Source organism: Tsukamurella sp. NPDC003166 (assembly GCF_040611135.1).
In the GTDB taxonomy this organism is placed as follows: Bacteria; Actinomycetota; Actinomycetes; order Mycobacteriales; family Mycobacteriaceae; genus Tsukamurella.
The window spans coordinates 39,260-62,309 of record NZ_JBEXNL010000017.1 but is presented as its reverse complement, the minus strand read 5'-3'; the positions used below and the strand labels follow the sequence as shown (position 1 = coordinate 62,309).

At 70.6% G+C, this 23,050-nt stretch carries 27 protein-coding genes and 1 tRNA gene; 7 read left to right on the top strand and 21 right to left on the bottom strand.

Annotated features, from left to right (window positions below; genetic code table 11):
- Positions 1-8: 8 nt before the first annotated feature.
- Together ABZX10_RS17920 and ABZX10_RS17915 are read right to left on the bottom strand one after the other, a co-directional pair.
- Entirely contained in the window at positions 9-4,226 is a 4,218-nt protein-coding gene (locus ABZX10_RS17920) for an AAA domain-containing protein (RefSeq protein ID WP_355542786.1), read from the bottom strand.
- A 108-nt stretch (positions 4,227-4,334) separates the two neighbouring features.
- The gene (locus tag ABZX10_RS17915; protein ID WP_355542783.1) at positions 4,335-6,146 is read right to left on the bottom strand and encodes a DEAD/DEAH box helicase; all 1,812 of its coding nucleotides are present in this window, start codon (positions 6,144-6,146) and stop codon (positions 4,335-4,337) included.
- 107 nt (positions 6,147-6,253) lie between these two features.
- Here ABZX10_RS17915 and ABZX10_RS17910 point away from each other — a divergent pair, with 107 nt between their 5' ends.
- Positions 6,254-8,032 (top strand): long-chain fatty acid--CoA ligase, encoded by a 1,779-nt coding sequence (locus ABZX10_RS17910; protein ID WP_355542780.1) that lies wholly within the window; start codon positions 6,254-6,256, stop codon positions 8,030-8,032.
- 63 nt (positions 8,033-8,095) lie between these two features.
- On the opposite strand, the gene ABZX10_RS17905 is transcribed toward ABZX10_RS17910, so the two are convergent.
- Together ABZX10_RS17905 and ABZX10_RS17900 are read right to left on the bottom strand one after the other, a co-directional pair.
- Entirely contained in the window at positions 8,096-8,473 is a 378-nt protein-coding gene (locus ABZX10_RS17905; RefSeq protein ID WP_355542777.1) for a DUF3817 domain-containing protein, read from the bottom strand.
- Positions 8,470-8,913, bottom strand: a complete 444-nt coding sequence (locus ABZX10_RS17900) for a transcriptional regulator (RefSeq protein WP_355542774.1) — start codon at positions 8,911-8,913, stop codon at positions 8,470-8,472. Before ABZX10_RS17900 ends, ABZX10_RS17905 begins: the two co-directional genes overlap by 4 nt.
- 85 nt (positions 8,914-8,998) lie before the next feature.
- Between ABZX10_RS17900 and ABZX10_RS17895 the strand changes: the two genes are divergently transcribed.
- Positions 8,999-9,080: transfer RNA gene (locus ABZX10_RS17895), tRNA-Leu, on the top strand.
- A gap of 297 nt (positions 9,081-9,377) precedes the next feature.
- Entirely contained in the window at positions 9,378-9,734 is a 357-nt protein-coding gene (locus tag ABZX10_RS17890) for a hemophore-related protein (protein ID WP_355542771.1), read from the top strand.
- A gap of 55 nt (positions 9,735-9,789) precedes the next feature.
- Here ABZX10_RS17890 and ABZX10_RS17885 read toward each other — a convergent pair whose 3' ends face one another.
- The 13 genes from ABZX10_RS17885 to clpS form a co-directional block, all read right to left on the bottom strand.
- Positions 9,790-10,068, bottom strand: coding sequence for a hypothetical protein (locus ABZX10_RS17885; RefSeq protein WP_355542768.1), 279 nt, complete (start codon positions 10,066-10,068; stop codon positions 9,790-9,792).
- A 58-nt stretch (positions 10,069-10,126) separates the two neighbouring features.
- Complete coding sequence (locus ABZX10_RS17880; RefSeq protein ID WP_355542765.1) at positions 10,127-11,383, bottom strand: LCP family protein; 1,257 nt, start codon at positions 11,381-11,383, stop codon at positions 10,127-10,129.
- A gap of 156 nt (positions 11,384-11,539) precedes the next feature.
- On the bottom strand, positions 11,540-11,770 hold the full coding sequence (locus ABZX10_RS17875) for a hypothetical protein (RefSeq protein ID WP_355542762.1): 231 nt from the start codon (positions 11,768-11,770) through the stop codon (positions 11,540-11,542).
- 16 nt (positions 11,771-11,786) lie between these two features.
- Entirely contained in the window at positions 11,787-13,058 is a 1,272-nt protein-coding gene (locus ABZX10_RS17870; protein ID WP_355542759.1) for a S8 family serine peptidase, read from the bottom strand.
- Between the two features lie 47 nt (positions 13,059-13,105).
- Positions 13,106-13,723, bottom strand: a complete 618-nt coding sequence (gene rdgB, locus ABZX10_RS17865) for an RdgB/HAM1 family non-canonical purine NTP pyrophosphatase (protein ID WP_355542756.1) — start codon at positions 13,721-13,723, stop codon at positions 13,106-13,108.
- Positions 13,720-14,502, bottom strand: coding sequence for a ribonuclease PH (gene rph / locus ABZX10_RS17860; RefSeq protein WP_068536789.1), 783 nt, complete (start codon positions 14,500-14,502; stop codon positions 13,720-13,722). Before rph ends, rdgB begins: the two co-directional genes overlap by 4 nt.
- A gap of 37 nt (positions 14,503-14,539) precedes the next feature.
- On the bottom strand, positions 14,540-15,301 hold the full coding sequence (locus ABZX10_RS17855; protein WP_355542751.1) for a cyclic nucleotide-degrading phosphodiesterase: 762 nt from the start codon (positions 15,299-15,301) through the stop codon (positions 14,540-14,542).
- A 28-nt stretch (positions 15,302-15,329) separates the two neighbouring features.
- The gene (locus ABZX10_RS17850) at positions 15,330-15,986 is read right to left on the bottom strand and encodes a rhomboid family intramembrane serine protease (RefSeq protein ID WP_355542748.1); all 657 of its coding nucleotides are present in this window, start codon (positions 15,984-15,986) and stop codon (positions 15,330-15,332) included.
- 33 nt (positions 15,987-16,019) lie between these two features.
- The gene (locus ABZX10_RS17845) at positions 16,020-16,991 is read right to left on the bottom strand and encodes a cysteine synthase (protein ID WP_355542745.1); all 972 of its coding nucleotides are present in this window, start codon (positions 16,989-16,991) and stop codon (positions 16,020-16,022) included.
- A gap of 7 nt (positions 16,992-16,998) precedes the next feature.
- Entirely contained in the window at positions 16,999-17,271 is a 273-nt protein-coding gene (locus tag ABZX10_RS17840; protein WP_355542742.1) for a MoaD/ThiS family protein, read from the bottom strand.
- Positions 17,271-17,693 (bottom strand): M67 family metallopeptidase, encoded by a 423-nt coding sequence (locus ABZX10_RS17835; protein WP_355542739.1) that lies wholly within the window; start codon positions 17,691-17,693, stop codon positions 17,271-17,273. Before ABZX10_RS17835 ends, ABZX10_RS17840 begins: the two co-directional genes overlap by 1 nt.
- 28 nt (positions 17,694-17,721) lie before the next feature.
- A complete protein-coding gene (locus ABZX10_RS17830) occupies positions 17,722-18,330 on the bottom strand; it encodes a DUF2017 domain-containing protein (protein ID WP_355542736.1) in 609 nt (202 codons plus the stop codon).
- Positions 18,331-18,678 (bottom strand): ATP-dependent Clp protease adapter ClpS, encoded by a 348-nt coding sequence (gene clpS, locus ABZX10_RS17825; RefSeq protein ID WP_082777927.1) that lies wholly within the window; start codon positions 18,676-18,678, stop codon positions 18,331-18,333.
- Positions 18,679-18,696: 18 nt separating this feature from the next.
- Here clpS and ABZX10_RS17820 point away from each other — a divergent pair, with 18 nt between their 5' ends.
- Together ABZX10_RS17820 and ABZX10_RS17815 are read left to right on the top strand one after the other, a co-directional pair.
- Positions 18,697-20,031 carry a nicotinate phosphoribosyltransferase gene (locus ABZX10_RS17820; protein ID WP_355542732.1) on the top strand — a complete coding sequence of 445 codons (1,335 nt, stop codon included), beginning with the start codon at positions 18,697-18,699 and terminating at the stop codon, positions 20,029-20,031.
- On the top strand, positions 20,028-20,576 hold the full coding sequence (locus tag ABZX10_RS17815; protein WP_355542729.1) for an isochorismatase family protein: 549 nt from the start codon (positions 20,028-20,030) through the stop codon (positions 20,574-20,576). Before ABZX10_RS17820 ends, ABZX10_RS17815 begins: the two co-directional genes overlap by 4 nt.
- 3 nt (positions 20,577-20,579) lie before the next feature.
- Here ABZX10_RS17815 and ABZX10_RS17810 read toward each other — a convergent pair whose 3' ends face one another.
- The 4 genes from ABZX10_RS17810 to ABZX10_RS17795 all read right to left on the bottom strand — a co-directional run bounded on the left by ABZX10_RS17810 (position 20,580) and on the right by ABZX10_RS17795 (position 22,066).
- A complete protein-coding gene (locus ABZX10_RS17810; RefSeq protein WP_355542726.1) occupies positions 20,580-21,032 on the bottom strand; it encodes a PIN domain-containing protein in 453 nt (150 codons plus the stop codon).
- Entirely contained in the window at positions 21,029-21,313 is a 285-nt protein-coding gene (locus ABZX10_RS17805) for a type II toxin-antitoxin system Phd/YefM family antitoxin (protein WP_355542723.1), read from the bottom strand. Before ABZX10_RS17805 ends, ABZX10_RS17810 begins: the two co-directional genes overlap by 4 nt.
- 145 nt (positions 21,314-21,458) lie before the next feature.
- Positions 21,459-21,830, bottom strand: a complete 372-nt coding sequence (locus ABZX10_RS17800) for a helix-turn-helix domain-containing protein (protein ID WP_355542720.1) — start codon at positions 21,828-21,830, stop codon at positions 21,459-21,461.
- Positions 21,827-22,066 carry a thiamine-binding protein gene (locus ABZX10_RS17795; protein ID WP_355542717.1) on the bottom strand — a complete coding sequence of 80 codons (240 nt, stop codon included), beginning with the start codon at positions 22,064-22,066 and terminating at the stop codon, positions 21,827-21,829. Before ABZX10_RS17795 ends, ABZX10_RS17800 begins: the two co-directional genes overlap by 4 nt.
- A gap of 114 nt (positions 22,067-22,180) precedes the next feature.
- Between ABZX10_RS17795 and uraD the strand changes: the two genes are divergently transcribed.
- Together uraD and uraH are read left to right on the top strand one after the other, a co-directional pair.
- A complete protein-coding gene (gene uraD / locus ABZX10_RS17790) occupies positions 22,181-22,702 on the top strand; it encodes a 2-oxo-4-hydroxy-4-carboxy-5-ureidoimidazoline decarboxylase (protein ID WP_355542714.1) in 522 nt (173 codons plus the stop codon).
- The gene (uraH, locus tag ABZX10_RS17785; protein ID WP_355542711.1) at positions 22,699-23,046 is read left to right on the top strand and encodes a hydroxyisourate hydrolase; all 348 of its coding nucleotides are present in this window, start codon (positions 22,699-22,701) and stop codon (positions 23,044-23,046) included. The genes uraD and uraH overlap by 4 nt, the downstream gene beginning before the upstream one ends.
- Positions 23,047-23,050: the final 4 nt, after the last annotated feature.

Here is a 23,050-nt window from a genome sequence, read left to right as displayed (position 1 = left end):
GGAGCCGCCTACTCCGTATCGATGTCGAGTCCCACGGGCTCCCACAGCTCCACGGAACCGTCGGACGCCCGCTCGCCGACGGTGAGTGCCCGCTGCAGGGTCAGCGGGTGCACGCCCCGTCGGTCCAGGGCCGCGAGCACGACGGACATGGCCGCGTCGGCGTCGGTCGCGAACACGGACTCGCGGATGCGGACGAACTCCCAGCCGCACCGCCTCAGCTCCCGCTCGCGCTCGATGTCGGACCGGGCCTGCTCGGGGGTCGAGGCGAAATCGGCGCTGTCGCACTCGACGGCGAGCTTGCCCTGCTCGCCGGTCACGACGAGGTCGATGGCGCGGTTGTTCACCACGACCTTCGGGTTGACGTGGTATCCCATGTCGCGCAGCCGCACGAACACCTGCTGTTCGAAGAGGTTGTCGAAGGGCTCGACGCGCCGGTCGGCCGGCACGTCGGCGGGCATCGGCTGCGCCACTTCGACATCGGCGCGGGTGACGTACCGCAGCAGCGACGCCCGCAGGTCGGCGGGCTTGAGATCCTGCTCGTCGACGGACGTGAACAACCACATCTGGTCGCGGGCGCGCGACGCGGCGACGTTGAACCGGCGCTGGAAGTCCCGGCCCGTCAGCGAGCGGAACCGGTAGTCCGGCGCGACCACCATCGACAGCATCATCACGTCGCGCTCGTCGCCCTGGAAGTCGGGCGGCGTGCCCACGCGCAGGCGCCGGGCGTCCCACTCGTCGGGGTCGATCGCCTCGCGCAGGCGCCGGTACAACTCGTCGACCTGGCCCTGCCCCTGCAGCACGATCACGCCGAAGCTGCGGCCCGCGTACAGCGGATCGGCGAAGCACCGGACCAGCTGGTCGACGATGGCCTGGGCCTCCGTGGGGTTGCTGATCCGCGCGCCCTCCCCCACGACCTTCGCCTTCGGCACGTGGGTCACGCGGAGCGGTACGGGACGGTCGGCGCCGTAGTGCCGCACCGGGATCAGCGGCGCGTCGCTGTAGAACTGGCGCGAGGAGAAGTCGATGATCTCCGGCATGCAGCGGAAATGCTCGCGCAGCCGTACCGTGTGCCCGAACCGGGTGCGCAGCAACGTGAACAGGCTGGATCGCGGGGTCAGCGAGTCGCGCAGGTAGGGCGGGATGTCGGGCAGCTGAGCGTCGAGCCGGTCGAAGACCTCGTCGAGGCTGACGCCGGTGAACGACGAGGGCGCGCACTGGTTCTCGTCGCCGACCACGATCACGCGCGGGGCGAGCCACAGCAGGAAGGAACTGGTGATGTCGGCCTGGCTGGCCTCGTCGACGATCACGACGTCGAAGGCGTTGCGCTCCGGCGAGATCGACGCCACGACCTGCGAGATCGGCATGATCCACGCCGGCACCGCGGACTGCGCCTGGCGCATCGCCTCGCGCGCCGCGACCCGGAAGCGTTCGGCGTGCCGACCCGATCCGCGGCCGATCGACGACACGTGGTCGCGGTAGGCGTGGAGCGCCTGGATCTCGTCGAAGGTCATGCGCCGCAGGCACTGCCGCCACGCGCTCGCCGTCGCTATCCGGGTCGTGTAGTGCGCGACGTCCTGTTCCGCGGCCTGCAGATCGGCCTCGAGTTGGGCGTCGTCGCCGGGGTGCACGCGGGAGGCGGCCCACGACACGGCGCGGCGCCACGACCAGGCCGCGGCCAGCTCGGGTACGCGCGCGTCCCACACGGGATCGTCGGCGGTGCGGGCCACCAGGTCGAACAATGCGGGCGCCTTGGTCCGCAGGCGCAGCGCCAGCAGGTCGAGGCCGCCACGGTCGTCGCGGTCGGCCCGGGCGGCGTCCCACGCCCGGCGCGCGTCCCGGATCGGTCCGAACTTGTACTGGCGCAACGCCGCCACCATCGCGTCGCCCTCCGGCGACGGCCCGCGTTCCACGATCTCCTGCACCCGCACCCGCACGGCGTCGAGCCTGCTGAGCGCGTCGCGGGCGCCCGCGGCGGCGGAGATCGCCACGACCTGCTCCGCGGTCCGCTCCGTCTCGGTGAGGTCCTTCGGGCGAGGGGCGTGCTCCGAGATCGCCTGCATCGCCTCGACGAGCCGGTCGCGCTCGGACACCAGGCGCACCACCGTGCGGGCGCGCAGCAGCTGATCCGCGGCTTGGCTCAGCCGCTCGCTGCGGCCGCGGGTGGCGGTGCGGCCGGACGGGTCGGTGGCGGGCGCCTCGAGCCCGAGGGCGCGGAGCACGTCGCCGACCCGCCCGATGACGTCCTCGACCCGCAAATGCATCGCCGCGGACCGCAGGTGCTTGCCGTCCGCACCCTCGGCACCGTCGACGACGATGCCGAGCCCGGTCTCCTCGAACGCCTTCTGCTCGGGCCGGCGGAACCGCTTGCGCGCGACATTGCCGGCAGCGAGGTGCCGGGAGTAGTCCTCGATCGCGGCGCGGTCGTTGGCGTCCGGGGTGTCGCTGAGTTCGACGGTGGCGCCGTCGAGTTCGCCGTCGGCGTTGCGCGCCGTGGCGATCTGCTCCTCGAGCCCGGTCAGCCGCGCCGCGAGGTGGGCGCGGTCGCCGATGAGCATGTCCTCGGCGAGCAACTGCGCGGACGGCGGGTAGCGCCGCACCCGGTCGACGAGCTCGCGGATCAGGTCGGCGCGGGCGCGGATCACGGTGAGCCGGTCGGCATCGACGCCGCCGAGCACGTGGGCGAGCGTGCTGTCGCCGCCGGCGGCGAGGGGCGAGTCCGCGAGCCGGGCGGTCAGCTCCTCGAGGTCGTCGGCGTCGGGGATCTCCGAGAGGTCCGGCAGGTTGTGGGTCAGCCGGCGCGAGAACAGCTCGTCGTTGCGGCGCAGGAGTGCGACGAGCCGGTCGAACTCCCGGGTGTCGAGCGGGGGCACGGCGCCGTCGACGGGGCCGGGCAGCCACGAGTACTTCTCGGCGTCCCGTCGGACCTGCGCGACGATCTCCGCCGGCTTACCGGAGTACGCGGAGGTCAGCCAGTCGGAGTCCTCGGTCTCGGCGGTGCGCAGCGACCAGACCTCGCGGACCAGGTCCTCCCGGCGGGCGATGGCGCGGTCGCGCTTGGCGCGCAGGTCGCGCAGCTCGGCGTCGGCGAGGGCTTCGGAGTAGGTGGACTTGCGGGTCGCGATCTCGGTGACGGACGCGGCGAGCGACGCCGAGCCGTCCTTCGTGACATCGGTCACCGACACGACGAGCTGGCGCACCTCCGGCGGCAGCTTGTCCTCGAGCACGGCGAGCGCCTGCGCCTTCTCGGACACGACGAGGACCCGCTGCCCCTTCGCGAGCAGCGCGGCCAGCAGGTTCGCGATGGTGTGCGTCTTGCCGGTGCCGGGCGGCCCCTCGACGACGACGCCGGAGTCGGCACCCATGTGCGCCAGGATGTCCCGCTGCTCGACGTTCGAGGGCAGGACGTAGTACGCCTCATCGAGCAGCTCCAGCGGGCTCATCGCACCGTCGACGGCGAGCTGCCGGATCCGCTCCTCGGAGCTCACGCCCTCGACGAGCTGCGCGAGGCCGATCGGCACGGGCCGCTCCGGATCCGAGACGTCGGCCTTCATCGCATCGTAGAAGCCCAGGAGCGGCGCGGACCCCCGGGTGCGCAGCACCAGCGCAGGGGCGAACTCGATGCTCGCTCCCCCGTCGCGCGAGGCGGCGCCGAGCCACGTCGCGGTGAACTGCTCGCACGCCGGGTCGAGCACGGTGCGGGCGGTCTCGCGGAGCGAGGTCTGCAGCTCCGCGGAGCCGGACAGGTCGAACGAGGGCAGGCCCGCGAGCAGCAGCGAGTCCTCGACGCGCGGCACGGAGTCGCGCGGCAGCACGACCGTCAGCTTCTTGCCGCGGCGGTCGCGCTCGAGCAGCACGGGCTGGGTGAGCAGGTGGGCGCGGATGGCGGTGTCGCCGTCGCGGGCGGTGAGCAGGCCGGAGGCCAGCACCAGTTCGACCGACTCGGGGTGGTCGGTCAGCTCGTCGAAGACACGCAGCAGGCGCGCGTGCGGCGAATCGGGGGCATCGTCCCGCGGCACGGTGAAGATGGTCGCGCCGGGCTTGGCGTCGGCGTCCCACGTGTCGGTCAGCGCACCCTCGCCGGTGAGCGGCAACACGGCGAGGTGATCGTCGAGGTCGCGAGCGACCACCGAGCGGGACCGGATCAGCTCGTCCAAGTACTGCAACAGGCGGACGACGCGATCGCGACGCCCGTCCGGGCCGTCGCCCTGATCACCGGCGGCGGTCATGCGCTCCTCGAGTCCCTCGGGTCGGCGACAGCCGACACTCGGTACGGCCCGGCCGGGCTATACCTTGACTAAAGGTTAATACACGTCGGCGCGGACGCCGAGCGGTCATTACCGCTTCCGGCCCGCGCGGAAGCGCTGTTTGCCGCCGGCCGGGCGGCCCGACGGTACGCCGGGGTCGGGTTCGAGGTTGATCAACTGCCCCGAGATGCGGGTTCGCTCCAGGGCGTCGAACACGTCGCGCCCCAGATCGTCCGGCAGCTCGACGATGCTGTGATCCGGCCGGATGCTGATATGTCCGAAATCACTGCGCCGGAGGCCGCCCTCGTTGGCGATCGCGCCCACGATCTGCGACGGGGTGGCGTGCTGACGCTTCCCGACGGCGATCCGGTACGGCATCATCGGCCGACCCGTCTTGCGGTGGGTCGACGGCTCACGGTCGCGATCGCGGTCCCGGCCGCGCGCCGGACGGGCGTCGCGGTCGCCGAAGTCGCGATCCTTGCGGTCGCGGGCGTTGCGCTCGCGTTCCGGCGGGTCGGGCTTGAGCAGGAACGAGGCACCGTCGCGCGACTGCAGTGCGAGCGCCGCCGCGACGTCGACCAGGGGCACGTCGTTGGCGCCCACGTAGTCCTCGATGAGCCGGCGGAACATCTGCAGGTGATCGTTGGTGAGGTTCTCGGTGATCGAATCGCCGAACTTCTCGACGCGGTGCGCGTTGACGTCCTCGACGGACGGCAGGCCCATCTCGGTGAGCGGCTGCCGCGTGGCCTTCTCGATCGCGCGCAGCAGGTGCCGCTCGCGGGGCGTGACGAACAGCAGCGCGTCGCCCTTGCGGCCCGCGCGGCCGGTGCGGCCGATGCGGTGCACGTACGACTCGGTGTCGTGCGGGATGTCGTAGTTCACGACGTGGCTGATGCGCTCCACGTCGAGGCCGCGGGCCGCGACGTCGGTCGCCACGAGAATGTCGACCTTGCCGTCCTTGAGCTGGCCGATCGTGCGCTCGCGCTGCGCCTGGACGATATCGCCGTTGATGGCGGCGGCGGCGTGCCCGCGCGCGCGCAACTTCTCGGCGAGCTCCTCGGTGGCCGACTTGGTGCGGACGAAGATGATCATCCCGTCGAACTCCTCCACCTCGAGGAGGCGGGTGAGCGCGTCGAGCTTGCGCTGGTGCGCGACCTGCAGGTAGCGCTGCGTGATGTTCGACGCCGTCGCGGTCTTGGCCTTGACGGTGACCTCGACCGGGTCGTGCAGGTACTTCTTCGAGATCTTGCGGATACCCGCGGGCATCGTCGCCGAGAACAACGCGACCTGCTTGAACTCCGGGGTGTCGGCGAGGATCCGCTCGACGTCCTCCTGGAAGCCCATGGTGAGCATCTCGTCGGCCTCGTCGAGCACCAGGAACTCGAGGTTCGACAGGTCGAGAGTGCCCTTGGCGAGGTGATCGATCACGCGCCCCGGGGTACCGACGATGATCTGCGCGCCGCGGCGCAGGCCCGAGAGCTGCACGCCGTAGCTCTGCCCGCCGTAGATCGGCAGGACCGTGATGTCGGGCATGTGCACGGCGTACTTGCCGAAGGCCTCGGACACCTGCAGCGCCAGCTCGCGCGTGGGCGCCAGGACCAGGGCCTGCGGCTTGCGGTTGGCACCGTCGATCTTGGACAGCACCGGGACCGCGAACGCCGCGGTCTTACCCGTGCCGGTCTGGGCGAGGCCCACGACGTCGCTGCCCGAGAGCAGCGGCGGGATCGTGGCGGCCTGGATGGGCGACGGGTTCTCGTACCCGACCTCGGCGAGGGCGCGCAGGACGCGCTCGTCGATGCCGAGGTCGAGGAAGGTCACCGGTTCAGTGGCAGAATCGGGAGCCTGCGCATCACTGTCGACGGAGGCGGGGGCGGTGCGCTCGGCACCGAATTCATCAGACATTATTTCCCCAGCATATGCGGCGATCCCCGCACGCGCGAAACACCAGCAGATTCGGACACCCTCCGATAGGTTGTCTGACGTTCACTATCGCCGAAGAGGAGAAGCTCTTGCGCATCGAGGCCACCGCCCCCACTCGGTCCCACGCCGCATCGGACAACCTGACCACCAGGATCCGCGCGCTGGTCGAGTCGACCCCGTCGTTCGAGCTGTTCCTGCGCCCTTCCGGCTCCGGCTGGTCACCCGTCACCGCGCAGCAGTTCAACGACCAGCTGACCGCCGTGGGCAAGGGCCTGATGGCCCGCGGGATCGAGACCGGCACCCGCATCGCGATCATGAGCCCCACCCGGTACGAGTGGGCCCTCCTCGACTACGCCAACTGGTCCGTCGGGGGTTCGACGGTGGCGGTCTACGAGTCGAACTCGGCCGCCCAGGTCGAGCACATCCTCTCCGATTCGGGCTCGATCGCCCTGATCACGGACACCCGCGCCACCGCGGACCGGATCGCGGCCGGCGTGCCCGCGGGCGTGCAGGTCTGGGTCATCGAGGAGGGGCTCGTCGACGCCCTCACCGCCGACGGTGCCGCCGTCACCGACGAGGCCTACCTCGCCCGCGCCACCGCGGTGGAGTCCACCGCCGAGGCCACGCTGGTCTACACGTCGGGCACCACCGGCAAGCCGAAGGGCGTGGTGCTCACGCACGACAACCTGCTCTCCGAGTACGACGGCATCCACCAGGGCCTGAGCGAGATGACCAAGCCGGGCGACAGCACCGTCATGTTCCTGCCGCTCGCCCACATCTTCGCCCGCGCGATCTCGGTGGCCGCCGTTCAGCACGGCATCCGGGTGGCGCACACCGCGGACCTGTCCAACATCACCGGCCTGTTCGGCGAGCTCAAGCCGTCCTACATCCTCAGCGTGCCGCGGGTGTTCGAGAAGGTCTACAACACGATGAGCAGCAAGGCCGAGGAGGGCGGCAAGGGCACGATCTTCAACGCGGCTGTCGAGACCTCGATCGAGTACAGCAAGGCCCTCGAGGCCGGCGGCCCCGGCCTGGTGCTCAAGCTCAAGCACGCGCTGTTCGACAAGCTCGTCTACTCCAAGTTGCGTGAGGCCCTCGGCGGCAACTGCACCTGCGCCGTCTCGGGCGGTGCTCCCCTGGGTGCGCGCCTCGGCCACTTCTTCCGCGGCGCCGGCGTCACCGTGTACGAGGGCTACGGCCTGTCCGAGACCAGCGCGGCGATCACCTGCAACAGCCCCTCCGAGCAGCGGGTCGGCACCGTCGGGCGTCCGATCCCCGGCCAGGAGGTGGCGATCGCCGACGACGGCGAGATCCTGCTCCGCGGCCCCGTCGTCTTCGGCGGCTACTGGGGCCTGCCCGAGGCGACGGCCGACGCACTGCAGGACGGCTGGTTCCACACGGGCGACCTCGGCTCGCTCGACGCCGACGGCTACCTGTCGATCACGGGCCGCAAGAAGGAGATCCTGGTGACCGCGGCGGGCAAGAACATCGCGCCCGCACAGACCGAGGACGCCCTCCGCCAGCACCCGCTGGTCTCGCAGGCCATGCTCCTCGGCGACAAGCAGCCCTTCGTGGCTGCACTGATCACCCTGGACGCCGAGGCGCTGCCCGGCTGGCTGTCGGCGCACGGGCTGCCCGCGGACACCTCGATCGAGGACGCCGTCGCGAACGACGCGCTGAAGGCCGAGATCCGCTCGGCGGTGAACACCGCGAACTCGCTGGTCTCCAAGGCCGAGCAGGTCAAGGAGTGGCGCCTACTCACCAGCGACTTCAGCATCGAGGGCGGCGAGCTCACGCCGACCCTCAAGGTCAAGCGCAACGTCGTCATGGACCTGCGCGCCGCAGACATCGCCGACATCTACGGCTGACCTTCGGATACGCGAACGCCGCCCACTCCATCGGGAGTGGGCGGCGTTCCTCGTTTCACACCGTCAGAGGTCGAACTTCGCCCGGATCTCGTCGGAGTTCTTCTTCTCGAAGTAGAACGAGGCGAACGGGATGGTGCCGGCGAGCAGCGTCAGGAAGAAACGGAGCGCGGGCCAGCGCACCTTCATTCCCAGGTCCAACGTGAACAGCAGGTAGATCACGTATCCCCAGCCGTGCACCGCGCCGATGTACCAGAGCCATTCCGGCGCAGGCAGCTTCCAGATCTCGGCGAAGACGTACTTATAGATCAGCTCTGCACACAGGATCAGGAGGAACACGCCGGTGAAGTTGGCCATGAAGCGGTAGCGGCCGAGCGCGCCCTTGATCTGGGTACGGCGCTTGTCCGCCAGTTGCTGGGCGGTCGGCTTGACTGCTTCGGTCACTTCTTCTCCTCGATCGTCTCGCTCGTCGCCAGGTCGGCGAGGAGGCGGTTGTACTCGTCGTGCGCAGCGTCGTCGGGTGCGGTGTCCGGGGCCGACGGTGCGCTCGCCCGGCTCGGCAGGAATCCCTCCGGGATCGCGGTGAGCTTCGTGGCGACCGGCGCGACGGACTTCGGCGCGGGCCGGTCCGCGGCGGGTGCGCCGGCCTCCTCCGCTTCGAGCTGCTCCTGCAGCTCCGCCTCGTCCTCGAGCTGCACGAACCGCTTGTAGCCCCAGATGAAGGCGACGGCGAACAGCGGCCACTGCATCGCGTAGCCGAGGTTGCGAGCGGATCCGGCGGTCGACTCGAATCGTCCCCACTGCCACCAGCCGAGCGCCAGGCACGCCACGGCGGCGACCACGACGAACGCGATCAGCGCGGGACGGTGGCGACGACGTTTCACGCCCTCGACGGTACCCGTCTCGGCGACGCCGTCCGAAAACCGGTATCGTGACCTGCGCCGCAGCGGGTGCCGCTCGCTGTCGCACGCGCCCGTGGCGGAATTGGCAGACGCGCTGGATTTAGGTTCCAGTACCTCAGGGTGTGGGGGTTCAAGTCCCCCCGGGCGCACACGTCCCGAGCGGCTCCACGAATCCACGGGCCTGCGGGTCTCGATGAGGGCACGCAGTGGCCAACCTCGATCACACTGACCCTGCGGCGGGAACTTTTTCGCCGAACTACTTCGGCCACCTTCTCAGGTGCGATCACCCCTGCCCAGGCCCTTCGCACACGGCGCCCACCAGCGTGATCCGGCGCGTTACCTGTGAATTCTCTTGGCCCGAACTCAGATTCATCTCTGTACGTTCGGCGACGTGGCCCGGATCGGCATCCACCGATGCATCCGGGCGACCACGAAAGGAGAACACCATGCTGACTCAGTGGAAGATCGCCGCCACCGCCGGCGCGGCCGGCGCGCTCGTCCTGGCCCCGGCGGCCGTCGCGCAGGCGGCTCCGTCGGATCCCGTCCCCGGGACGAACTGCACCGTCGCCCAGGTCGAACGCGCAACCGTCGCAGTCGCGCCGGAGGCGCAGACGATGGTGAACCGGCTGCCGGGCGGACGGGCCGAGGCGCAGCGGATCCTCGCCCTGCCCCCTGCGGAGCGGAACGCACGGATTCACGAGTTGGGGCGTCAGAACCCGCAGCTCGCCGCGTATTACCAGCAGAACCAGGAGAAGATCAACGGCACGATCGCGACGGTCGCCAGGACCTGCTCGCAGTACTGACGCCGCACCACGAAGGCGTCGGCTCCATGAGCCGGCGCCTTCGCCGCGTGGACCATCAGGAGATCGGAATCTCCTTGATCTTCGAGTCCGGCTTCCCCGCGGTCTTGCAGTACAGGAGCGCTTGCTGCTGCAGGCCGCTCACGACGATCGCCGACGGCTCCTGATCGTGCTTGTCCTTGTACAGCTTCGTCACCTGATCACGCTGGTCCGAATCGGACATCTTCTGGTAGTTCTCGCAGGTGGTGTCGCCGCCCTGCTTCGTGCATCCGACGAGGACGAACGCCACGGCGAGCAATGCCGCGCCGAATCGGTATCCCGTAGTGGAGCTTGTCATCCGCGGCACCTCTTCACCCTCGACGAAACGGACGGATCCGACCGTACCGCCCGCGCCCTCAATCCACGCAGGGGATCTGGCCGCCCCGCAGGGTGGTTCCGGCGTCGGGCGTGGGACCGTCGGACGGGGTGGGTGACACGGTCATCGCGGGCGAGGCGGGCTTCGTGTAGCCGACGGGGTGCGGCGCCTGCGTGGCGCCGTCCGACGCGGCCGACGAGCTCGAGGACTCGTCGGACGCGGCCGACTCGTCACTGCCGGGCACCGACTGCCCGAAGGCCTTCTGCACCTGCGCGCGGATGGCCGCGGGGTCGATGATGTTCACCGCCTGCTCGTTGACGGTGGCGTAGCCGCGCACGGGCAGGGTCGTGAACGTGAGGTTCGTGCCGGCGATCCGGCCGGCCTGCTGCGCGAACTCCTGCAGGTCCCAGCCGTCGGAGACCACGACGTCCTTCTGCGCGACCGCGATCAGCGATTGCAGCTTGCGCACGTCGCCGAAGACGCCCTGCTTCTGCAACTGGACCATGACGCCCGCGATGAAGGCCTGCTGCCGGTGCGTGCGATCGAGGTCACCGTCGGCGAGCCCGTGCCGCTGGCGGACGAAGGCCAGCGACTGCGCGGCGCTCAGCTTCTGCCGCCCCGCGGGGAAGGCCGCACCGGAGTAGCTGTCGCGCACGGGATTGTTGAGGCACACCTCGACACCGCCGAGGGTCTGCGCGAGGTCGTAGAAGCCGACGAGGCTGACCTCGGCGAAGTGGTCGATCGGCACGCCGACCAGCTTCCCGACGGTGGCGATGGTCGCGGCGCGCGCGGACTCGCGGGCCTTGCTCTCGAGCTCCTTGCGATCGCTCACCCCCTGCGCGACCAGCTTGTCCTCGACCTCCGCCTTGCGAGTGCCGTAGGCCTCCTTGATCTTTCCCTTCTTCCGGGACTCGACGCCGGCGAAAGTGACGTAATCGTCGCGGGGAATGGAGAAGGCCGTGACCTTCTTGCCATCCGCCGGGATGTGCATGAGGATCAGGGTGTTCGTGTTGTAGCCGCCGTTGTCACTGGTACCGGCGTGCAGCTGCTGAAGGATGTCGGACGGCAGATCGTCGCCGTTCTGATCCTTCCGCGTGTCGAGCCCCATCAGCAGGATGTTCTTGGCCCCGCCGGTGGACTTCGCCACCTTCGCCTCGGCCAGCGCCCGCGAGACGTTGAAGCCGCCGATCACGAGGTTCGTGCTCCACCAGACGGTTCCCGTGACAGCGAGCACGAGCACGGACAGCAGCGCGATGGCCACGCGGGCACCGCGGCCCGATGACGGTCTGCTGCTCACGACGCCACGGTACCGTGCTGCGCGGACCGACTCAGGGACGCGCGCCGGGAGCCGTCGCGGCGGCGCGACCAGCACGGCGCGCTCACGCGAACGCGGCGGGGCGCCTTCCTCGTCCTCCGTCGCACCGCGGAGGGCACGATCCGCGCGCCCACGCCCTCACTGCACGTCGCCGTCGGGCGGCGGGGTGAAGAACCCCCGCGCCGCCTCGACGGCGGTCACGCCGTCGAGGCGGCTGAGCTCGGGGATGCGGGACGGATCGACCTCGCCCGTGAGGATGCCGAGGGTGCGGTGCACGTGATCGACACGCATCCCCGTGGCTTCGACCTCTCGAACGAGCGAGTCGATCGCGTCGTCCGAACAGCCCAGTGTGAGCGTCACCGCAGCCATGATCCGACGATATCCCTCACGCCGCCGCGTGCGCCAACCCGCTGCCGACGTCGGCCGACGACGCCGGAAGACGCTGCGCGGTCTGGACGAGCTGCGCCCAGAGATCGCGACCGCGACGGCCGGTCGTCTCGGCGTAGACGGCCGCGAGTCCCGCGACCGCCGGGGTGGCCATGCTCGTACCGTCGAGGGTGGCGTACCACCGCGGCGCGAGCCAGGAGGAGAAGACGCCCACACCGGGCCCGACGATGTCGACCTGACCGCCCGGCACCGGATTACTGGTCGCCGAGAAGGACGCGACCTGCAGCGCACTGTCGACGGCGCCGACCGCCATCACCGACGGGCTGTTCGCGGGAACCCCGACGAAGCCCGGGTACCACGGGCGGTCGGCGTTGTTGCCGGCCGCCGCGATGATGAGGCTCCCCCGCTCGAGCGCCGCGGCACCGGCGCGCTCGTGCGCTACCGACACCCGCGGATCGTCGCTGCCGAGCGACATCGAGATCACCTCGCAGCCCTGACGGATCGCCCAGTCGATACCGGCGAAGACGCTGGTGTCCGTGCCCGTGCCGCGACTGGACAACACCTTGCCGACGTAGAGGTCCGCGCTGTGGGCGACGCCGTAGCGGCGCACGCCCGTCGCTGGCACTCGCGGCCCGCATGCGGTTCCGCCGCAATGCGTCCCGTGGCCGTGACCATCGTCGGGCTCCTCCCCCGGGATGAACGAACGCACGTAGAAATCGCGGTCGGCGAAGTCCGGGTGATCGAAGGAGAAGCCGGAGTCGAGCACCGCGACTTTGATGCCGGCGCCACCCGCCTCGATGGCGTCCACTCCCACGGCGCGCAGCCCCCAGGTGGAGATCGCGTCATCACCGATCGGCTCCGGTCCGACGAACCACCGGGGACGCTCCTCGGCTCCCCCGTCGATCCGCCGGGCGAGATCGCCGACGCCGTCGCGATAGCCGGACAGGTACTCCGCCGCCCTCGCGGCGACGGGATGGAACTGTCGTTCCGGCTCCACGGAGAGGATGTCGTCGGACGCCCGCCGGAGCGACTCCCGCTGGTCGGGGTCGACGTGGACGACGGCGAGACCGAGGGTGTCGAACACCACGGCGTCGGCCCCGAGGAACTCCCCCGCGTCCGATGCGTCGGTGGCGTCCAGCGTCCGGTACACGTCCGAGGCACCCATCACGCGACGCAGGGCGCGCTCGTGATCCCGTCCGTCGGCGGGGAGGACGAGGACGTAGCGGCCGTCACTATCAGGAATATTATTAGCTGTATTTACTATAGTCATGCGGCGACCGTACCGCCGATGCCCGACGGGTGCAGCGCAACTGCGTGCTACTCCGGGACGCGCACCGCGAGCTGCCGAAGCGGCTCCACCAGCTGGGCCAGGGCCCGCGCGCGGTGGCTGATCGCGTTCTTCTCGTCCGCCGTGAGCTCGGCGGCGGTGCGCTCGGAGCCGTCGGGGAGGAAGACCGGGTCGTAACCGAAGCCACCGTCGCCCCTGGGCTCGCGCAGGATTGCGCCCCGCCAGACACCGCGCACCGTCGACTCCCCGGAATCGGAGACGAGCGCGCAGGCGGAGACGAACTCCCCGCCCCGGCGTTCGGCGGGCACATCGGAGAGCTGCGCGAGCAGCAGCGCGGTGTTGGCCGGGTCGTCGCCGTGGCGTCCGGACCAGCGAGCGGACAGCACGCCGGGCATGCCGTTCAGCGCATCGACGCAGATCCCGGAATCGTCCGCGAGACAGGGCAAGCCGGTCCGCTGGTGCCCCTGCCGCGCCTTGATCAGCGCATTGCCCTCGAACGACGGTGCGTCCTCCGGCAGCTCCTCGAAGGGCTCGACCTCGTCGAGGCCCACGACCTCGAGGCCGACGATGCCCGCGTCCGCGACGACCTGCCGCAACTCGCGCAGCTTCTTGGCGTTCCGGGACGCGAGCAACAGACGCGCGGTCACTGACCGAACTTCTTCTTCTGTTCGCCCTCGAACTCCGGCAGCACGCCGGGGTACGGCGCCGCGAGCGCCTCCTTCTGCACGGCGAACAGCTTCTCCGTGCCCGCGATCGCGGAATCGAGCATCCAGTCGAGTGTGGTGCGGGCGAAAGTGGCACCCTCGCCGGTGCCCTGCACCTCGACCAGCGTGCCGGTGTCGGTGGCGACGACGTTCATGTCGACCTCGGCGCGCGAGTCCTCCTCGTAGGGCAGGTCCAGCCGTACGCGCCCGTCGACGACGCCCACCGAGACGGCGGCGATGGCGCACGAGATCGGCTGCGGGTCGGTCAGTTTGCCCGCCGCACCGAGGTAGGTGACGGCGTCGCACAGCGCGACGTACGCGCCGGTGATCGACGCGGTCCGCGTGCCGCCGTCGGCCTGCAGGACATCGCAGTCGATGGCGATCGTGTTCTCGCCCAGCGCCGCGAGGTCGATGCATGCGCGCAGCGACCGGCCGATCAGCCGGGAGATCTCGTGGGTGCGCCCGCCCACCTTGCCCTTGGTGGACTCGCGACGGCTGCGCTCATGGGTGGCACCGGGGAGCATCGAGTACTCGGCGGTCAGCCACCCCTGCCCCGAGCCGCGGCGCCATCCCGGCACTCCCAGCTCGACGCTGGCGGTGCACAGCACCTTCGTGTTGCCGAACTCCACCAGCACCGAGCCGGCGGGATTCTGAGTGAATCCCCGGGTGATGGTCACGGGGCGGAGTTCGTCGTCGGCCCTGCCGTCTGCGCGTCTGCTCACGCGCCCCAGCCTATCGCCTAGGACGGTGCCGGGGTCATCAGAGCTCGAAGACGTCGCCGCCCGTCACCGCGTCGACGGGGCCGTCGTAGACGGATCGGGCCTCCGCGAGCACCGCCTCCCGTGAGGTCCACGGTGGGATGTGGGTGAGCAGCAGGCGTCCGACGCCGGCGTCGGTGGCGGCCTGCCCCGCCTCCACACCCGAAAGGTGCACGCCGAGCGGCCGGTTCGCGGGGTCGTGGGTCCAGCTGGCCTCGGCGAGCAGTACGTCGGCGCCGCGCGCCACTTCGACGAGGTTGTCACACACGCCGGTGTCACCGGTGTACGCCAGGACCTTGCCGCTGGGCGCGGTGATCCGCAGGCCGTGCGACTCCGGCGGGTGGAACATGCGGAAGGGCCGCACGGTGAAGCCGCCGATCGCATGGTCCTCCCCCTCGGCCCAGGCGGAGAAGTCGAAGGTGTCGGAGATGTCGTCGAGCATCGCCGCCGATTCGGCGGAGGCGCGGCCGATCCGCTCGGGGGTGTCAGCGGGTCCGATCAGGCGCGCACGGCCCGCGGCGGGCGTCGGATGGTAGCGCCGCCACACCAGCAGGGAGGGCAGGTCGAGGCAGTGATCCGCGTGCAGGTGCGAGAGCATCACCGTGGCGGTGTTCGGGTCCACTCGCTGCTGCAACTCGCCGAGGACCCCGGGACCGAAATCCATGACCACGGGCTCGTGCCCGTCCACCTCCAAGAGGTAGCCCGAGCAGGCCGCCCGTGGACCGCCGACGCTGCCGGAACACCCGAGGATGGTGAGACGCATGCCGCTCATGCTGCCAGATCCGCGATCGTCACGTGGCGATCGCGCCGACCTGCCGTGAATTCCCCGTACCCGGGCGGGTGCGGCCGCGGCGGCCGACGAGCACCGCGGCGATGACGCCGCCGATCGCTCCCCACAGGTGTCCCTGCCACGAAACACCCGGCTGACCGGGCAGGACTCCCCACAGCATGCCGCTGTAGATGACCATCAGCACCACGCCGACGACGATGTCGAGCGCCCTGCGCGTGAACAGTCCGCGGACCGCCAGGTATGTCATCCAGCCGAACAGAACACCGGAGAGTCCGATCACGACGGTGCCCGCACCGCCCGTGAGCCAGACTCCGGCGCCCGCCACCAGCCAGATGATCGCGGTCGCGATCACGAACCGACCCGCGCCCGCGGCGAGACCGACGAAGCCGAGGACCAGGGCCGGAACACTGTTGGCGGCCAGGTGCTCCCACCCGCCGTGCAGCAGCGGCGCCAGCACGACGCCCCGGAGCACGCCCTCCCCGGAGCGCGGGTGGATCCCCCACTGGTCCAGGGAGTTGCCCAGGACGGTGTCGATGCCCTCGATCAGCCACAGCGCCGCCACGAAGACGACGATCAGGATGGCCGAGCGCCCCGCCGTGCTCCCGGCGACCCGGCTCGTCAGGGAGCGCGGCGCACCGTCGTTGCTGGGAATCGTCATGGCGACCTCCTCGCGCGTGCGGCCTCCGGCCGATCAGGCCCAGAGTTGGCCCTCGAGGGCCTCTTCCGCATCCTCCAACGTACCGTCGTACGCGCCGGTCGACAGATACTTCCATCCGGCGTCGGCGACGACGAACGCCACGTCGGCCCGCTCCCCTGCCGTCAGGGCCTTGTTCGCGACGCCGAGCGCGGCGTGCAGCACGCCGCCGGTGGACACCCCGGCGAAGACGCCCTCCTCGTCGATCAGCTGCCGCATGCGGCGCACGGCGTCGTAGGAGCCCACCGAGAACCGGCGGGTGAGGACGGACTCGTCGTACAGCTCGGGAACGAATCCCTCGTCGAGATTGCGCAGCCCGTAGACCAGCTCGCCGTAGCGCGGCTCGGCCGCGACGATCTGCACGCCGGGCACGTGTTCGCGCAGGTACCGGCCGGTGCCCATGAGCGTGCCGGTGGTGCCGAGGCCGGCCACGAAGTGGGTGATCTCGGGCAGGTCGGCGAGCAGCTCGGGCCCGGTGCCCGCGTAGTGCGCGCGGGCGTTGGCGGGGTTGCCGTACTGGTAGAGCATCACCCAGTCGGGATGCTCGGCGGCGAGCTTCTTCGCCTCCGCCACGGCGCGGTTCGAGCCGCCGGCGGCGGGCGAGTCGATGATCCGCGCGCCGTACATGGTGAGCAGCTGTCGCCGTTCCGCGGAGGTGTTCTCGGGCATCACGCACACGAGCCGGTAGCCCTTGAGTTTCGCGGCCATCGCCAGGCTGATCCCGGTGTTTCCGGAGGTGGGCTCGAGGATCGTGTCGCCGGGGCGCAGCCGACCGTCGCGTTCGGCCTCGTCGATCATCCGCAGCGCCGGGCGGTCCTTGATCGACCCCGTCGGGTTGCGGTCCTCAAGCTTGGCCCACAAGCGGACGTGCGGCGCACCGTCTGTCCCCTCCCAGCGGGGCGAGAGCCTCGGCAGCCCGACCAGCGGCGTCCCGCCGAGCGAGTCCAGCAGGCTGTCGAACCTGGGCACTGCGCGCCTATCCCCCGGCCACTGCAGGCAGCACCGTCACCGTGCCGCCGTCGGCGACGGGGGTGTCCAGCCCGCCGGTGAACCGCACGTCCTCGTCGTCGACGTAGACGTTGACGAACCGGTGCAGCGCCCCGTCGGCGATGAGGCGGTCCTTGATCCCGGCGTGCCGCGTCTCGAGATCGTCGATGACGGCCCCCAGGGTCGCCCCGGACGCGGGCACCCGCTTCGCATCGCCCGTGAGCGGGCGCAGGATGGTCGGGATGGAGACGGTGACGGACATCAGTCCTCCTCGAGGTGGACGGGCTCTTCGGTGATGACGGAATCGACGATGCGGTAGCTGCGGACCTCCGCATCGGGGCCCAGGTCGTCGCGGGTGGAGATCAGGACGTAGTGGGCGTTCGGTTCGGACGCGAACCGCGCATCGGTGCGCGACGGGTACGCCTCGGTGGCGGTGTGCGAGTGGTAGATCACGACCGGTTCCTCGTCGCGCTCGTCCATGCCGCGCCAGACCTGCAGTTGCTCGCCCGCATCGAACCGGTAGAAGGTGGGCGAGCGCTCGGCGTTGAGCATCTCGATGAAGCGCTCGGGGCGGTCGGAACCCTCGGGACCGGCGATCACGCCGCACGCCTCGTCGGGGTGATCGCGGCGCGCGTGCGCGATCATCTTCTCCACCAGCTCACGCCGGATGTGCAGGCCCGTCACGCACCCTGCAACCGCGCCCGGGCGCGGGCTATTCCGGCTCGCGGTCGAGCATCACCGAGACCAGCACGTCGAGCAGCGCCGAGAGCCAGTGGTAGACGTCCACGTGCCCGGCGCGCGTCGGATCGTCCGACGACGGCCCGTCGGGCAGGTCCGCCGTGATGCCCAGCAGCGTGCCCAACGCGAGGCGCAGGTCGTTGACGCAGGTCAGCCAGTCCTGCGCCTCGCTCTCGGTGAGGGTGACAGTGCCCGCCCGCTCGGGCAGGGTGGCGAGCACCGTCTGCGCCGCGGCGCGCTTCGCGTCGATCACCTCGGGCTCGTTGAGGGAGCGCAGCGCTCCGTTCAGGTCCTGGGCGAACTCGCCCGACGGTGCCCCTTCCGCGCCCGGTGCGTTCGCGTCGGGTCGGTAGAAGTCCGGCAGCAGGCGCCGTAGCACCGTCTCCGGCGGCGGCTCGGAGTGCCCCGTCCGCAGTCCGGTGAGTTCGGCCAGCTCGTCGTGCGGGGCGGAGTCCTCGCGCTCGTCGAACAGCTCGATCAGGGAGCCCACGAGGGATCGGACGAGGCCGACCTCCTCCGGATCCATCTTCGAGACGAAGCGGACATCCCCGCGCACGCCCCGCTTGACCTGCCAGTTACGCACTCAGCTGTCGCGCTGCATCGTCGCCCACAGACCGGCCGCATGCAGCTTGCGGACGTCCCCCTCCACCTTGTCGCGGTCGCCCGTGGAGACCACGGCCTTCCCCTCCGTGTGCACCTGCATCATCAGTTCCTTGGCCTTGTCGGTGCTGTACCCGAACAGCTTCCGCAGCACGAAGGTGACGTACGACATGAGGTTCACCGGATCGTCCCAGACGACGGTGACCCAGGGCTTGTCGATCGCCTCGTCGGTCTTGCGCTCGAGCACCGCCGACGTACCGGGCTGGGCAGCAGTGGAACCTCCGCCCGGACCACCGGCACTTCCCGGGGCCGCTGCGCTGCTGTCGGTCATGGTTCTAGGGTACCCAGTGTGACGGTAGATGAAAACGGGGCCGGCTCCCCCTCGCGGAGCTCCGCCCTGCTCACCGATCAGTACGAACTGACGATGCTGGCGGCCGCGCTCAAGGACGGCACCGCGCACCGTCCGTGCGTCTTCGAGGTGTTCGCGCGCCGCCTGCCGACGGGGCGCCGGTACGGCGTCGTGGCGGGCACCGCCCGCGTTCTCGACGAGCTGCGCCGGTTCCGGTTCGGGCCCGACGAGCTCGCGGTCGTCGAGCGCTTCCTCGACCCGGACACGCTGGCCTGGCTACGGGACTACCGCTTCACCGGCGAGATCGACGGCTACCGCGAGGGTGAGCTGTACTTCCCCGGCTCCCCGCTCCTGACGGTGCGCGCGAGCTTCGCCGAGGGCGTGATCCTCGAGACGCTGATCCTGTCGATCCTCAACCACGACAGCGCGATCGCCTCCGCCGCGGCGCGCATGGTGTCCGCGGCCGCGGGCCGCCCGCTCATCGAGATGGGTTCGCGGCGCACGCACGAGCGGGCCGCCGTGGCATCGGCCCGCGCGGCGTACCTCGCCGGCTTCACCAGCACCTCGAACATGGAGGCCGCCCGGACCTACGGCGTCCCGTCGGGCGGCACGGCGGCGCACGCGTTCACCCTGCTGCACACGGGCCCGGACGGTCCGGACGAGGAGGCCGCGTTCGCGGCCCAGGTCGCGGCGCAGGGCGCCGGCACGACACTGCTGGTGGACACCTACGACATCACCGAGGGCGTCAATCGTGCCGTGCGCGCGGCGGGACCCGAGCTCGGCGGCGTGCGGATCGACTCGGGCGATCTCGGCATCATCACCCGCCAGGTCCGGGCACAGCTCGACAGCCTGGGCGCGGCGCGGACGAAGATCGTGGTCTCGGGGGACCTCGACGAGTACGCGATCGGTGCGCTGCGCGCCGAGCCCATCGACGTCTACGGCGTCGGCACCTCGCTGGTCACCGGCTCGGGCGCGCCGACGGCGGGCATGGTCTACAAGCTCGTGGAGGTCGACGGCCTGCCGGTCGCGAAGCGCAGCTCGCACAAGGAGACCCAGGGCGGGGAGAAGCGTGCGGTCCGGCTCGCGCGCGGCACCGGCACGATCGTCGAGGAGGTGCTGTTCCGCCCCGGCGCCACGCCGACGGTGCCCGCGCACCTGACCGCGACGCCGCTGCAGATCCCGCTGGTCCGCGGCGGCGATCAGGTGGACGGCCTGCCCGGCCTCGAGGAAGCCCGCACGCACCTGCGGGAGGCGCTCGTGAGCCTCCCCTGGGAGGGGCTGGGCCTGTCCAACGGAGAGCCCGCCATCGCGACGCGGTTCGAGGAGCGCCGATGAGCACCGCACTGATCGTCGTGGACGTGCAGAACGACTTCTGTGAGGGCGGGTCCCTCGCGGTGGCCGGCGGCGCCGCTGTGGCCCGCGCGATCCACGACGACCTCCTGGACCGCTACCCGACGATCGTCGCCACCCGGGACTGGCACATCGATCCCGGCGCGCACTTCTCCGCGGCCCCGGACTTCGTGGACTCGTGGCCCGTGCACTGCCGCGCGCGGACCGCCGGGGCGGAGTTCCACCCGAATCTACGGCTGCCGCTGCGGGTGCCGGTGTTCAGCAAGGGCGCCTACTCCGCCGCGTACTCGGGCTTCGAGGCCCACGACGCCGACGGTGCCTCACTCGCCGAATGGCTGGCGGCGCATGACGTCTCGTCGGTCGACGTGGTCGGTATCGCGACCGACTACTGCGTGCGCGCCACGGCGCTCGACGCGAGGTCCGCGGGCCTGACGGTGCGCGTGCTCGCGGACTACACCGCGGGCGTCGCGGAGGCCTCCACGGAGGCCGCCCTGGCGGAGTTCACCGCCGCCGGCATCACAGTGGCCTGAGAATCATTCGGCGGGAACGTCGTCGGATTCTTCGCCTGGATCCGGGATGTCGTCCGGGTAGACGATAACGATCTCGGTGATCGTCTTCGGGAAGTCCCTGCGGTTGTTCGTCAGGAACCGATCGGCCCCCGCCACGATCGCCGTCGCGAGGTGTACCGAGTCCGCGGTTTTGAGCTTGTACTCGATCGCGAGCGTCAGCGCCAACCGTGCCGTCGAGTCATCGAGGGGATAGAGGTCGAGCCGACCGACCAGTTCGAGGAGTCGCTGCGAATCCGCGGAAGCGGGATCGAGGCGCATCGGCTTCGCGAGGACTTCCGACAGGAGGCTCAGGGAGCCGACTCCTGCGATCTCATCGGGAACGTCGGGAAACAGCCGCACGATCCGGCGTCCCAACGGGTGGCCGAGCTGTCCGGCGTAGATGAGAACGTCTGCGTCGAAGGCGACGAGTGGGTTCACCGCGCCTGCCGGTCCGCGTAGATCTCCTGGACGAGTTCATCCGCCCGTTCGACGGAGATTCCCGGCGTGAGGGGGCGCCGCCGGGCCGCCTCCAGGCGCGCACCGATCGCGTCCGCGGCCGCCCACGCAGCCGCAGCACGCGGCGATCGCAGCGCATCGGGCGAGACGAGCACGGCGACCACCCGTCCGTGCCGCGTGATCCGTACCTGCTCCCCCGCCTCGACGCGGTCCAACTGCGCAGGCAGGGTCTGCCGCGCCTCACTCGCACTGACCGTGGTCATACGAGAATCGTACGTCGCTGTACGAAGCCGTACAACGGTCACGTCGGTCGGCGACCGACCAGCGCGAACAGCACCAGGTACACCCCGACGCTCGCGAGGACCGCCGACGCCGGCGTGACGGCCGTCCCCCTGAGCCCCGTCGAGGTCAGCCGCGGATCCGGTTGAGGTAGTTGTAGACGGTGAAGCGGGTGACGCCCAGCGCCTCGGCAACCACCTCCGCCGACTTGCGGTAGGAGAACGCGCCGCGCTCCTCGAGGAGCCGGACGGCGCGCTGCTTCTCGCCGCGATCCAGCCGATTGAGGGGCGCCCCCAGTTCGTCCGCGAGGCTCGCGAGGAGGCCGTCGAGATCCCCGACGGGCGCGTCCACCGGGGGCAGCCGGACACCGGCGATCGTCTCGCCCTCCCAGACGAGCGGGACGTCACCGCGCCGCAGCCCCTCCGCGCCGACGATCTCGCCGTCGAGCCGTTCGACCAGCTCGCGGACGGCCTCCACGAGGGGGTGCGTCGGTTCCGTCATGGCAGGCGGTCCACCTGGACGGTGACCCGTGTCGCTCCGCTCGCGAACGCCCTGCTCAGGGCGTCACGCAAGGCCTCCAGGACCGCACCCGCCTCGCCGTCGACCGCGGTACCGAGGGGGCCGAAGTCGTGCTCCAGCCCGGCCTCGCGCAGGGCCTCCACGGCACGCTCCGCATGGGGCGGTACCTCGCCCTCCCCCTGGAAGGGCTCGCTGGTGAACTCCGCGGTCAAACGCATCACCCGATGGTAGCCCGCAACAATTTTTCAACAAACTGTTGACGTGACGCAGCTCACATGCCATCCTTCGATTAGTGGAAAACTTCTTCCGCAGACCGAAAGAAGGCAGGTCAGATGGACCTCGAAGGCTTCAACTCGGCGGACCTCGCCGAACTCCGGGCCACTCTCCTCGCGTGTTGCGACGTGCCCTCCTGGGCGGACACGGTGCTCGCCGGCCGCCCCTACGCGGACACCGGAGAGATCCTGCGCGTCGCCGGCACCGCCGCCGGCGCGTTCACCCCGGCCGATGTCGATCGCGCGCTGGCCGCGCACCCCCGGATCGGCGAGCGTGCCCAGGGCGCTTCGACCGAGGCCGCGTGGTCGCGCAAGGAGCAGTCGAGTGTCTCCACCGACGCGCAGACCCAGGCCGCCCTCGTCGCCGGGAACCGCGCCTACGAGGACCGTTTCAACCGCGTCTTCCTGGTGAACGCGGCCGGGCTCGACGCGCAGACGGTCCTCGCGAAGCTGCAGCAGCGGCTCGAGAACGACGCGGCCACCGAGGCGGTCGCCACGGCGAGCGAGCTGCGCGGCATCGCACTGCGCCGCCTGGCCCGCGTCCTGGATCTGGAAGACGAACTCGCAGAAAGGCGTTCATGAGCACCGTCACCACCCACGTCCTCGACACCGCGCGCGGTGTCCCGGCGGCCGGCGTACCGGTCCGGATGGACCGGATCAGCCCGGGCGGCACCGTCGAACCCGTGGCGCACGGCGTCACGGACGACGACGGACGCGTCAAGGACCTCGGCCCCGACGACCTGGCGGCCGGCGTCTACCGGCTCACCTTCGACGTCGCCGGCTACGCCGCGGCCACCGGGCAGGAGAACTTCTTCCCCGAGGTCGCCATCACCTTCAGTCTCATCGCGCAGGACGGCGCCGTGCCCCATCACCACGTCCCCCTCCTGCTCAGCCCGTTCCACTACTCCACCTACAAAGGAAGCTGACCAT

Excerpts from the sequence above, each read along its gene's own strand:
- ABZX10_RS17920 (WP_355542786.1), bottom strand. The coding sequence starts at position 4,226 with ATGACCGCCGCCGGTGATCAGGGCGACGGCCCGGACGGGCGTCGCGAT.
- ABZX10_RS17915 (WP_355542783.1), bottom strand. The coding sequence starts at position 6,146 with ATGTCTGATGAATTCGGTGCCGAGCGCACCGCCCCCGCCTCCGTCGAC.
- ABZX10_RS17890 (WP_355542771.1), top strand. The coding sequence starts at position 9,378 with ATGCTGACTCAGTGGAAGATCGCCGCCACCGCCGGCGCGGCCGGCGCG.
- ABZX10_RS17885 (WP_355542768.1), bottom strand. The coding sequence starts at position 10,068 with ATGACAAGCTCCACTACGGGATACCGATTCGGCGCGGCATTGCTCGCC.
- ABZX10_RS17875 (WP_355542762.1), bottom strand. The coding sequence starts at position 11,770 with ATGGCTGCGGTGACGCTCACACTGGGCTGTTCGGACGACGCGATCGAC.
- ABZX10_RS17870 (WP_355542759.1), bottom strand. The coding sequence starts at position 13,058 with ATGACTATAGTAAATACAGCTAATAATATTCCTGATAGTGACGGCCGC.
- ABZX10_RS17855 (WP_355542751.1), bottom strand. The coding sequence starts at position 15,301 with ATGCGTCTCACCATCCTCGGGTGTTCCGGCAGCGTCGGCGGTCCACGG.
- ABZX10_RS17850 (WP_355542748.1), bottom strand. The coding sequence starts at position 15,986 with ATGACGATTCCCAGCAACGACGGTGCGCCGCGCTCCCTGACGAGCCGG.
- ABZX10_RS17840 (WP_355542742.1), bottom strand. The coding sequence starts at position 17,271 with ATGTCCGTCACCGTCTCCATCCCGACCATCCTGCGCCCGCTCACGGGC.
- clpS (WP_082777927.1), bottom strand. The coding sequence starts at position 18,678 with ATGACCGACAGCAGCGCAGCGGCCCCGGGAAGTGCCGGTGGTCCGGGC.
- ABZX10_RS17815 (WP_355542729.1), top strand. The coding sequence starts at position 20,028 with ATGAGCACCGCACTGATCGTCGTGGACGTGCAGAACGACTTCTGTGAG.
- ABZX10_RS17805 (WP_355542723.1), bottom strand. The coding sequence starts at position 21,313 with ATGACCACGGTCAGTGCGAGTGAGGCGCGGCAGACCCTGCCTGCGCAG.
- ABZX10_RS17800 (WP_355542720.1), bottom strand. The coding sequence starts at position 21,830 with ATGACGGAACCGACGCACCCCCTCGTGGAGGCCGTCCGCGAGCTGGTC.
- ABZX10_RS17795 (WP_355542717.1), bottom strand. The coding sequence starts at position 22,066 with ATGCGTTTGACCGCGGAGTTCACCAGCGAGCCCTTCCAGGGGGAGGGC.
- uraD (WP_355542714.1), top strand. The coding sequence starts at position 22,181 with ATGGACCTCGAAGGCTTCAACTCGGCGGACCTCGCCGAACTCCGGGCC.
- uraH (WP_355542711.1), top strand. The coding sequence starts at position 22,699 with ATGAGCACCGTCACCACCCACGTCCTCGACACCGCGCGCGGTGTCCCG.